Here is a 10,106-nt window from a genome sequence, read left to right on the forward strand (position 1 = left end):
GCTGCGCCCCTGCCCCGCAGGGCGAGTGCCGATGCCGGCGGCAGGTGTGCCGATGCTCATCCCGGCAGGCGGCGGGAGCGTTCCTCCGCCATTTCGATGATCTTGTCGCGCCGTGCGGCGGGCAGGTCGGCGAGCAGGTCGACGTAGTGCTGTTCCTGGGCGGTGAGTGGTTCGGCGAACGCCGTCTTGTAGGCCAGGCGTGCTGCCTCGTGTGCAGCCTCGATAGGGCCGCTGTGGTCGTAGGCGGAGCAGACCTGGCGAAGTTGCGCGGCTGCCGTGAGCGGGTCTCGGGACAGGGTGGTGTCGTAGAGGCGGAAGTTCGCCGGAAGGTCGGCGGCGGTGATCGCGGTGATCAGACACAGGGTGGCCTGGACGTCGTAGGCGAAGGCCCCGGTGCGGATGGTCGTTTCCCCGCGGGCGCGCAGGGCGGCGCGTTCGGCGTGCCAACGCAGTCGGGCTTCTTCGGCGACGCGGGCCAGGGACAGCAGGATGCTGCGAATGGGATCCACCGTGGTTACTCCTGTTCGTTAGGGGTGTTCGGGATGGATGGGTTGGGGTGGGTGCTGGTGATTGCCTGCTCGAAGACGGAGGGCGGCAGACCGGTGTGCAGGGCCTGCAGGAGCAGCACGGCGAGCTGGTAGTCGGGGTCGATCTGCAGGGCACGCTCGGCGGCCATGACGGCCAGGACACCGTCACCGCAGCGCCATGCGGTGAGCGCAAGGACGGTCGCGGGCGCTGGCACGAACGCGTCGTCGGCGCGGCGGGTGACCTCGGCCCAGAAGGTGACGTGCTCGTCGTGCGGTTGGGTGAGGTCAACGGCGAGGTCCCGCACAGGCCTGTGCGTCATCAGCACGGTCAGCCAAGCCACCTCACCATCGGTTAGGCGGCTGCCGTCGTCGTGCTGTCGCAGCGCGCCGCGGACCGCGTGGACGCCAGCTTCGAACACTGCGGTACTGCCGCTGGTTTTCAGGGCCGCCATGCGGGCGGTCGCCTCGCTCGTGGCGTGTCGGATGCCGTCACAGGTGCTGTCGACGGCGGTGAATCGGCTGGCTACTGCCGCCCGGTCCGGCCTTGCGACGAGCCCGGCGACAGTCGCGTTGACGGCGACGAGTGAGGTGGTGGGGTCGAAGGGGGTGCCCTGTGGTGGGCAGCAGGCGGGATCGTCGCAGGTGAGGCTGAAGATGCGGCTTCCGGTGACCCGCAGCAGTTCTCGCACGGCCAGCCCGGTGGCGGTAAACCCGTCGCCGACGACACGCAGCGCCGGGTCGATGTGTCCCTGAGCGCCGTAGCCGACGATCACGAGGTCGGTGATCGGCTGCTGCCGCTGCACGACCGGGACGAGCTGAGCGGTGAGGTCGCGCAGATGATGCGCGGGGGATCCGGAGGCCGGCAGGTCACCTCGGGCAGCGAACACGATCCGCCGGTCTCGGCAGGCGATCACGACGATGCTGCCGTCGCTGGGATGGAAGCCGATGAGGTACGGCACTGCGGTCGCCAGGTCGGCTGAGGATCGGACCGTCAGTTTGTTTTCGGACAACGACACGTTGATCTCCTGTCAGAGTGGGGTCCGGTAGAGGAGTGGAAGCCGGCGCGGCGGCGTAGTTGTGGCTAGCGGCACGCACTCCGCGGGTCCGCTGGCAGGTGCCAACCGCGGGCGGCTCGTGGGCGGCAGACCCGTTGACAGCTACTCAGGGACGCAGAGATTCGGCGGCGGACGACTCAGTCGCTGTCCGGTCCAGGTAGAAGTCGATGCCGTGGCCCTCGACGCTGGAGGTCACCCTGACCAGGTTGTGGTCGATTCCGGCCAGCGCCCGGGTCAGGTCTGCGCGCACGAGGGCTTCGGCTGCGGTGGTGGCGTCGGCGGGAGTGGCGTGTCCGCGTAGCCACATCTCGTACTCGTGCTGCCACGGCATCCGCCAGCCGTCCTTATCGACTGTGGCGTTCTCGGGGATGGTCCAGCCGTACGCGGTCCACGGCCGCGCCTCGTCCGGGTAGATCGTGGTGACCGCGCGCATCCGGTGTCGTGCCGCGTCGCAGGCATCGTCGGAGGTGCCGTCGCCGACCGGCAACGTGAGGTCGGCGATCACCGTGACGTGGTGTGCTTGAGGCAGGGGGTCGAGCCCGAGGTCGATGAGGAACTGGTTGACCCGCTGTGCGGCGTGCTGATAGTTGCCGCCGAACTCGTCGTCGACCAAGGCACGGATCGCGCGGGCACGGATGCTGCGACGCAGGTCGGCGAGGGCCTGTAGGGCTCTGTCACGCGCCGCCGTCGCAGCGGTGAGGCCGTCGACGTCGGTCAGCATTACCGCGCCGGCCAGGGGTCGCACATCGGTGTCCACGTCATCCGGTAGGGCCTCGTCAGGGCTGTCGGCGGTCTGCCAGGTCAGCCTGCTCAGGGTGATGCCGGCCTCGGCCAGCGCCCGCAGATGCGCGTCCATTGTTGTGCGGGTGACGTCGTGCGCGTTCGTCTCCCGGACCGCTGTGGCCCAGGTCTGGAGCATGACCTGCACGGTGATGCGGTACGGCTGCGGCCCAGGTTCGTCGCCGGCTTCGGGTGCAGGTGCCACGTCGATGACGTGTTGGGGGTAGACGGCAATCGGCGGCTGTTGCAGTCGCAGGTCGTCCGGTACACCCCAGCGCGCTTGCTGGCGGGCCTCGTCATCGTTGGTGTGCGACCGCGTGTACGACAGCTGCGCCCCGGCGGAGATGGTCCACCGTTGCGGCAGCGGGTCCAAGCCCCAGGTCGCGAGGGCATCCTCGCATCCGGGCCGGCAGATCAACCTGCTGCGCAGCGCGTCGATGAGGGCGCAACGGGCCGCGACGGCCAGAGCCGCCCGCTGCTCGATGGCAGCCGCCGTTTCGGCATGCAGAGCACTGGCCCGGTCCGCTGGGCTCCCGCAGGTCATCGTTGCACCGCTCGGCCGCCGGTGTGAGCCAAGGATCCGCCCGTGACCAACCTGCCGCACGCGGCCACCCGAGCGGTGGCCATGTAGTGGTTCAGGTGCACTCCGGTGTGTTCGCCCACAGCTGCGAAGGCGCAGCGGAGAAGGTCGAGTGCAGTGGGTTGACGGAGGTCGGGTGGGACGTCACCGTCTCTCAGGTGTCGGCTGGGACGACGCATGTTGCCCTCCTTAGGACAGCACGAAGGCGGCCACCGGTTGGTGACCGCCTGAAGGCAAGGTGGGGCCACGCCCTCGTCGCGCAGACGAACAGCATGGGGTTGGTACGTGCTAGATCCGAGGCTGGCGGCGGCGGCCGACCATGACTGGTGGGAGCGATGCCGTCGCGCGAGGCGTCAGATCAAAGGCACATGGAAAGTAAGGAGAGCCCTCAAGCTAGCCCGTCCGGGAGCGCCGTCGACGAGGCTGTCAGGTTCGGCCTCCTGGCAGAACCTGACAGCCCAGCGACGTCGACCTTGTGTCGGGTCTGCCGGCTGCAGCAGGACCCGCCGGAACTGAAGTCCGCTGGATAATCTCGGCAGCGGCGGTCAAGCCCTCTCCGGCGTCGGTCTTTCCAGGCCCGATACTCCTGGACCTGGCAAGGCTCTCAGGGGTGGCGGAGGACCAGCACGTCCTCATGCGCAACCAAGTGCACGGGGATGCCGTCGTCGCGGCTGCGGCGGACCGCCATCATCCCGAACATGCTGGCCCGGTGCACGACCTGCCCGTCGCGGACGGCGGCGAGCATCGCCGCCGTCCGCTCCACCGGGACCAGCCCGGCTGACCGTGCGGCGGCGAGCAGCTCGCCGGGCAGGTCGATCAGGTCATCGCGTTGGCGGCGTACCGGCCGAGAGGTAATCACCACGGTCCCTCCGGGACGCAGCAGCTGGGAGCTGGCGGACAAGATGGAGGCGAAACCGTCGAGTAGGCGGGACCACCCCGCGTAGGCGAGGTTGCCACGCTCCCGGTCCCCATACAGGTGGTCCCGCTTGCGCACCCCGGTCCGCGTCGTCTGGACGAGGCCATGCGTCCCGCGCCCGTACGGCGGCGAGGTCAGCACGAGACTCACCTTGCCGACCTCCGACGCGGGCACCAGGTCGAGCAACCCGGTGGCATCCCCGGTGACCGCCGTCGCCGTGCCGGCGGCACCCTGCGACGCGGCAAGGGCGACGTTGGCCTCGGCGAGTGCGGTGTAGGAGGGCTCGATGTCGATTCCGAGGCCCTGCCTGCCGAGGTGCATGGCTTCCACCAGCGTGGTGCCGCACCCGCACATCGGGTCGAACACCACATCCCCCGGCGCCGTGTATGCGCTGATCGCGTACGCGGCCAGGTGAGGCAACATCTTGGCCGGATGGCTGGAAGTCTCCCGGACGTAGCGGCCTCGCCGCTGATCACGGGCGGGTATCTGGCAGGTCAACCACACCGAGGTAATCGGCAAACTCTCAGCCACCGACTCCCCCGCTTTCTATCACGCTGCGGGTCAAAATCAGCACGTCGGTGTGGATCGCCAGCTGCGCCTGCTGGCCACGTCGGGGCAGCCGATCGGCCGCCACGATGTGCTGCAGGTACGCCAGCCCGGCCCGCTTCGCGGCGACGACGACATCGACCGGCAAGGAGACGTCGCCGTGCGCCAGCAGCACCGCCACGCAGCCGCCCGGCACAAGATGAGCGCGGCAGCGGAGGAAAAAATCGACCGCAGAGGCGTCGGCAAGCGGCCAGCCAGTGACGATCAGCGTCGCCGACTCGCGGCCCCAACCGACCGGAGGGCGGGCCGCCTGCAGATGACTACGACGGTGTGCCGCGATGATCGCGCGCGCCAACTGCGGCCCTTCGACCAAGTCGACGATGAGGTCAGACGGGTGGGTCAGGTTGTGGACCAACCGCACGCCCATCGCGTTGGACATGGTCTCCCCCTCGTGCGGGGCGGGGACCGGCCAGACAGTGATCGGCACGGGCGGGTCGCCGGGCACCACGTCCCCCACGGGAATCGGTGCATGGCGATGGTTTCTGTCGGTCATGGGCACGGTGGCCCCCGGACCGGCGGGCGTACTGACGATCCCCAGTGCGCTGCTGACAGGCCGATCGAACCCACCCCTGACCTGACAGCTTCGGTCAATCGGGCCGATCTGACAGCCACATCAGCGTGCCGGCGGTGATGAAGACAAGGGCGAACCTGACACGACCGGTCACGACCTATCCGGGTCTGACAAACGCTCGTGCTGTCAGGCCGGGCTGGCCCAATCGGAGGTCTCGGACCCTTCGCACCGGGCGAAGCGGCCCCGTAAGGGAGACATCACCATGGCAACGACCACCCGCGTGAGAACGGCCAACACGGCGCTGACCACCGCCGAGAAGGCTTTCGATCTGCTGACCTGCGAACCCGTACCGCTGGTGTTCGACGCCCGGCCGGTGCCGGGCCTGCCAGACACCACGATGCCGCTGGACGAGCTACGCAAGCTGCTCGTGTTCGGGCGCTACGACAGCGACAGCACCGACGAGTTGTGGCGGCAGCTGGCCCACCACGCCCGAGAATGGGGACCTGCCTGGGTCGTCGGCGCGATCGGCGTGGCGCTGCCCGCGCTGACGCACCTCGCGGCGAAGATCAGCCGCGGTTACGCGCGGCACGCCGACGACGTGGACTCCGAAGTCCTAGCCGGATTTTTGCAATCTCTGCGCAGTGCGGATCTCGCCCCGCCCCGACTGTGGCTGCGGCTGTGCTGGGCTGCCTGGCGCGCCGGCGCCGCAGTCGTTAAGACCGACCACGGCGAGGAACTGCCGCTGGACCTGTCCACCGGGTCGCGTTCACCACGGATGCCCTACGGGCACCCGGACCTGCTGCTCGGCCGGGCAGCCGCCACCGGCCTGATCACCGCCGAAGCCGCTGAACTGATCAGCGCCACCCGATTTGGCGACGCGCTGATCGAGCAGCTGGCTGCCGAGAGAGGCGTGACCGCACCAGTCCTTCGAATGCGCCGCCGCCGCGCCGAACGCATCGTGGCCGACGCGGTCACGCGCGGCGACCTGTCCAGCCCGACCCCCTCGTCCGGCCGCTGCGAAGTCGCGATGGCGGCCTGACAACACCACCCGCTCGCCAGCAGGCCGAGTACATAGCTAGGCACGCCGCGCAGATAGAGACCGCTTTCGACGATCAACAAGCTGCTCGGGCGCTGCTCTCGCCACCAAACCGACCACTCCAGCCGGCTAGACCTGATCACTGCGGCAATTCTTCACGCTCGGCCACCAAAAATGGAGTCGAAAGTCGCAATGATGTCACGCCAGAAGTTGGCCAGGTGTTCAGCAAGAGGCCGCAGCGCCATTTCATCTAGAATAAAATCCGGGTACCCATCCTGCGCCCCGGTGGGCAGAATTCTCCTCAAGGGCAGCGTAAGGTCGGGGCCGGCGATAGGGAAGTCCGGTGGAATAATGAACCACGGAAGCTTCCAGGCAAGAAGGCGATACTGTTCGCGGCGCAATCGAAATTCTTTTTGCTTATTGGCTGACAAGGCGTCCGCCTTGCGAAAAATCCGGGAATTTATGGGCTCAGTGTACTCGACTAGCGGATCAATTTCACGCCGCAAGAGCGGGACCATGTAGTTGTGTATCCACCTTTCCGAGAAGAGCTCTTGGAACTCCATCCAACTAAGAAGCGAGATGTTACTTTTCTCCGCCGCGAGGATCGCGCCCGACTGAAAACCCTTCAGTGAAACAAGAATTCCCCTGTTCGCCCCTGAGTCGCTTACGACGGTTCGGAAGGAATGGACTACATGCTGCGGGATTGCCACATCCCAAGTCTTGCATTCAACGATGACCGAGGAGGAGGGTGTGGTGGAGCGGTCAACGGCATAGGCGTCGACGGTCGCGGCGCCGCGAACGAGAGTGATCTCTCGCTGCAGCTCGACCGCGAAGCCGCACTCCGAAAGGATTTGGCCCACAAGCTGTTCCAACTCTTTCCACGTGCTGGGCGATCCCAGTTCTATCAGGGGCATCGACTTCGTGGTTCCTTTGTTCGTGATTTGATAGGCAGATTCTCACCCTAACAGCACCGACCCCACGGCGGCGTCGTTGCATTTGGCGGCAGCATTCTGCTCAGCGCGCTCATCTCGACATAAGCGGACGTCGGCCGGCTGACAGCCGGGAGCACACGCTGACATCTTTAAGAGCGCGTTTGGTTTGTGAGTCGGCCGGGTGTGTCGCACAGCGAGTCCGATCGATGGGCGTGCCTCGATCGGTAGACAGGCATGGATCGCGTGCGGCGGTACCCCTCCAGGGCCCCGGCGAAGTCGTTAGGTGATGCCGAGCAGTGCCAACGGGCGGGTGCTGTCGCGGGCGTGGTGTCGGTTGGCGGCGGCGATGTTGGTGACTCCGGTCAGGCGTAGGGCTCCTATCGCGGCGTTGCGGAGGGCGGCCATGACCTGGGGGCCGGTGCCGGTGCGGATCTGGCTGCGGTCTTCGTCGTAGGTGACGTCGCGAACCCAGTGGATCTTGTTCTCGATCGACCAGTGCCCGCGGATCCACGCGGCCAGTTGTGCCGGTTTCGCCTGATGGACGCGGAGATCGGTGATGGCGTAGACGGTTTCGGTGGTGAAGCGTTTTGGCTGGTCCAGGCGGCGTCTGCGGCGGCGGATCTGGATGGCTTGGACGGCGTGCGGGAAGTCGATGCCGGTGGAGATCGTCAGGATCTTGCAGCTGCGGATCTCGCGGCGGCCGTGTCCGCGGTCGGTGTCGCGGGTGGCGTCCGGGACCGCCCGCCAGGGCAGTGTGGTGAGCTGGCCGTGCTGGTGGGGCTGGTTGCCTTTGACGGTCAGGATCCAGTGCGCGCCGTGCTCGGCGAGGTAGGTGACGTGTTCGCGTTGGCAGTGCAGGGCATCAGCGGTGATCACGGTGCCGCGCAGGTCGCTGATCTGGTCGAGCAAAGGCTGGAACCGGGTGATCTCGTTGGTCTTGCCGTCGACGTCGATGCTGGCCATCACCACACCGGTGGCCTGGTCGCAGGCGGTCATCACGTGCCGGGCGACGGTGTCGCTGCTGCGGGAGCCGCGCAGGGTCTTGCCGTCGACGGCGATCGCCCGGCCGGCCGTCGAGACGGTGGCGGTGGCCCGGCCGGCGAGCCAGACACTGATCGCCGCAGTCAGTAGCTGCGGATCCATGGCCTGCAACAGCCGACGGATCATCGCCTCCGATGGGCGCCGATCCGGGGTCATGCCCAAGGCGACAGCCGTCGCGGCCGGCACGTCGGCGACCCACTCGGCGATCGCCGAGTACGAGCGGTAGCCGGCGACCACCGCACACACGGCCGCGGTGACCACGACCGTCAGCCGGTGCCGGACACCTCGCCTGGCACGTGGATCAGGCAGACCAGCGAGTACTTCGGACAGCCCACCAGCGGTTTCGGCAACGGTCAGAGCCGGTGCGCAGGACAGGGTCGAGATCAGCGATGATGGCAGCGCGGGCATGACTCACTTCGGACGATCAGCATGGCGTAGGAACCTTGATGATCTTCCGAACGGTCATGCCCGTCTTGCCGCCACCAACAACGGCGCTTCTACTCCAAGCCTCACAAGTCAGACACCATCACGACTTTGCCGGGGCCCTGGGTACCCCTCTGACCTGACCGACGCCGAGTGGGAGATCATCGAGCCGATGCTGCCGTCTCCGCAGTGGATGGGTAGGCCGGAGAAGCATCCCCGGCGGGCCGTCATCGACGCCATCTTGTACGTGGTGCGCACCGGCTGCGCGTGGCGGTACCTGCCGGTCGACTTCCCGCCGTGGCAGACCGTGTACGCGCACTTCACGCGGCTGAACAGGCGGGGCGTGACCGAGCGGATCCTGACCGAGCTACGCGAGCAGATCCGGGTGGCGCACGGCCGCGAGCCCGAGCCGACGGCGGGAATCATCGACTCGCAGAGCGTCAAAGGTGCCGACACCGTGCCGCGCGACTCCCGCGGCTACGACGCCGGGAAGAAGATCAACGACCGGAAACGGTTCATCGTCACCGACACCCTCGGCCTGCTGGTCACCGTCTGGGTCCTCGCCGCGTCCTGGCAGGACCGCGACGGCGCCAAAGGCGCACTACTGGCCACCTACGCGGCGACCCCGATCCGGCACGTCTTCGCTGACACCGGCTTCGCCGGTCGCCTCGTCGACTGGGCCCGAGACCTGCTCCGCACCACCGTCGAGATCGTCCGCAAACCCGCCGACCAGAAAGGGTTTGTCGTGCACCCGCGCCGCTGGGTCGTGGAGCGGACCCTGGCCTGGCTCACCGCCCACCGCCGCCTGGCCCGCGACTACGAAACCCACCGCGCGACGTCCGAGGCCATGATCCGATGGGCCGCCCTCGGCGGCATGCTCCGCCGCCTCGCCCGAGGCGAACCCGCCACCCGCCAACAACGCCTCACCTTCAACACACCCGACTGACAGCAAAATGAAACGCGCTCTAAGTTCGCCGAAGAAGTCTTCAAGCCCGAAGAGCCTGGTCAGAGCGATGCCCGTGGGATCAGCGTCCCAGATGACGACACGGCCGGCGCGCGACGGCGACGACTGGATAGCCGTCCGTCCAACTGGTGGCGACCCCGAGGGAACTACGTGAGCCGCTGACCGCTCTTGTCAGGTCGTGACAGGCGTCAGGCGAGTTCGATCGGTCTGACAGCCGAGTCCTGGGGGGTGCATGTCATCCACGGCATGACCGCCCGGTGGGGACCCTCATCCGGCGAGGCCAACGGTCCGGCACGGCTGGCGCGGCGTACTGACACCGCAACCCTTCGCTCAACGCAAGGGAGGAGCGCCCCCACCGGTCCAGCCGAAGCTTCGCCTTGGTCCCCACCGCGGCGGCCCGCATATTTCTTGTGGAGCGTCGCTATGCACGTGACTCTGTCAATCCTGTCCGACCTCGCTGCCACCGCGCCGCAGCCACTGGCGGCCCCGAAATCGATCAACGAGGTCATTTCCTCGATCACCTCGTGGATCATGGGCATCATCGCGCTGGTAGCGACAATGTTCCTTGTCATCGGTGGTCTCCGCTACATGGCCGCTGGCGGTGACCCCGCCCAGGTCGAGCAGGCGAAGGGCAACTTCAAGTCCGCGTTGATCGGCTACGCCTTGGCGGTTCTCTCCCCCGTGATCCTGCAGGTGCTGCAGGGCATCATCGGCGGCTGAGGGCAGCGGTCATGG

The 10,106-nt window shown here is 67.4% G+C and carries 10 protein-coding genes; 3 read left to right on the top strand and 7 right to left on the bottom strand.

From position 1 onward, the window contains the following. Nucleotides 1–56: 56 nt before the first annotated feature. The 5 genes from O7617_RS00390 to O7617_RS00410 all read right to left on the bottom strand — a co-directional run bounded on the left by O7617_RS00390 (nt 57) and on the right by O7617_RS00410 (nt 4,957). Nucleotides 57–509, bottom strand: a complete 453-nt coding sequence (locus O7617_RS00390) for a hypothetical protein (RefSeq protein ID WP_282260725.1) — start codon at nt 507–509, stop codon at nt 57–59. A gap of 5 nt (nt 510–514) precedes the next feature. Beyond that, nucleotides 515–1,543 (bottom strand): DUF4192 domain-containing protein, encoded by a 1,029-nt coding sequence (locus tag O7617_RS00395; protein ID WP_282260726.1) that lies wholly within the window; start codon nt 1,541–1,543, stop codon nt 515–517. A gap of 145 nt (nt 1,544–1,688) precedes the next feature. Beyond that, nucleotides 1,689–2,906 (bottom strand): hypothetical protein, encoded by a 1,218-nt coding sequence (locus O7617_RS00400; protein ID WP_282260727.1) that lies wholly within the window; start codon nt 2,904–2,906, stop codon nt 1,689–1,691. 640 nt (nt 2,907–3,546) lie between these two features. Further along, entirely contained in the window at nt 3,547–4,389 is an 843-nt protein-coding gene (locus O7617_RS00405; protein ID WP_282260728.1) for a DNA methyltransferase, read from the bottom strand. Continuing rightward, nucleotides 4,382–4,957, bottom strand: coding sequence for a hypothetical protein (locus tag O7617_RS00410; protein WP_282260729.1), 576 nt, complete (start codon nt 4,955–4,957; stop codon nt 4,382–4,384). Before O7617_RS00410 ends, O7617_RS00405 begins: the two co-directional genes overlap by 8 nt. A 280-nt stretch (nt 4,958–5,237) precedes the next feature. Between O7617_RS00410 and O7617_RS00415 the strand changes: the two genes are divergently transcribed. Further along, nucleotides 5,238–6,014 carry a hypothetical protein gene (locus tag O7617_RS00415; protein WP_282260730.1) on the top strand — a complete coding sequence of 259 codons (777 nt, stop codon included), beginning with the start codon at nt 5,238–5,240 and terminating at the stop codon, nt 6,012–6,014. A gap of 152 nt (nt 6,015–6,166) precedes the next feature. Here the strand turns inward: O7617_RS00415 and O7617_RS00420 are convergent, their stop codons facing one another. Together O7617_RS00420 and O7617_RS00425 are read right to left on the bottom strand one after the other, a co-directional pair. Next, complete coding sequence (locus tag O7617_RS00420) at nt 6,167–6,925, bottom strand: restriction endonuclease (RefSeq protein ID WP_282260731.1); 759 nt, start codon at nt 6,923–6,925, stop codon at nt 6,167–6,169. Between the two features lie 297 nt (nt 6,926–7,222). After that, entirely contained in the window at nt 7,223–8,392 is a 1,170-nt protein-coding gene (locus tag O7617_RS00425; protein WP_282260732.1) for an ISAs1 family transposase, read from the bottom strand. A 154-nt stretch (nt 8,393–8,546) separates the two neighbouring features. Between O7617_RS00425 and O7617_RS00430 the strand changes: the two genes are divergently transcribed. Together O7617_RS00430 and O7617_RS00435 are read left to right on the top strand one after the other, a co-directional pair. After that, nucleotides 8,547–9,353 (top strand): IS5 family transposase, encoded by an 807-nt coding sequence (locus tag O7617_RS00430; protein ID WP_282264938.1) that lies wholly within the window; start codon nt 8,547–8,549, stop codon nt 9,351–9,353. Nucleotides 9,354–9,794: 441 nt separating this feature from the next. Continuing rightward, on the top strand, nt 9,795–10,091 hold the full coding sequence (locus O7617_RS00435; protein WP_282260733.1) for a pilin: 297 nt from the start codon (nt 9,795–9,797) through the stop codon (nt 10,089–10,091). Nucleotides 10,092–10,106: the final 15 nt, after the last annotated feature.

The organism is Micromonospora sp. WMMD1155, from assembly GCF_029581275.1.
GTDB lineage: Bacteria > Actinomycetota > Actinomycetes > Mycobacteriales > Micromonosporaceae > Micromonospora.

Excerpts from the sequence above, each read along its gene's own strand:
- O7617_RS00400 (WP_282260727.1), bottom strand. The coding sequence starts at position 2,906 with ATGACCTGCGGGAGCCCAGCGGACCGGGCCAGTGCTCTGCATGCCGAA.
- O7617_RS00435 (WP_282260733.1), top strand. The coding sequence starts at position 9,795 with ATGCACGTGACTCTGTCAATCCTGTCCGACCTCGCTGCCACCGCGCCG.
- O7617_RS00410 (WP_282260729.1), bottom strand. The coding sequence starts at position 4,957 with ATGACCGACAGAAACCATCGCCATGCACCGATTCCCGTGGGGGACGTG.
- O7617_RS00415 (WP_282260730.1), top strand. The coding sequence starts at position 5,238 with ATGGCAACGACCACCCGCGTGAGAACGGCCAACACGGCGCTGACCACC.
- O7617_RS00420 (WP_282260731.1), bottom strand. The coding sequence starts at position 6,925 with ATGCCCCTGATAGAACTGGGATCGCCCAGCACGTGGAAAGAGTTGGAA.
- O7617_RS00425 (WP_282260732.1), bottom strand. The coding sequence starts at position 8,392 with ATGCCCGCGCTGCCATCATCGCTGATCTCGACCCTGTCCTGCGCACCG.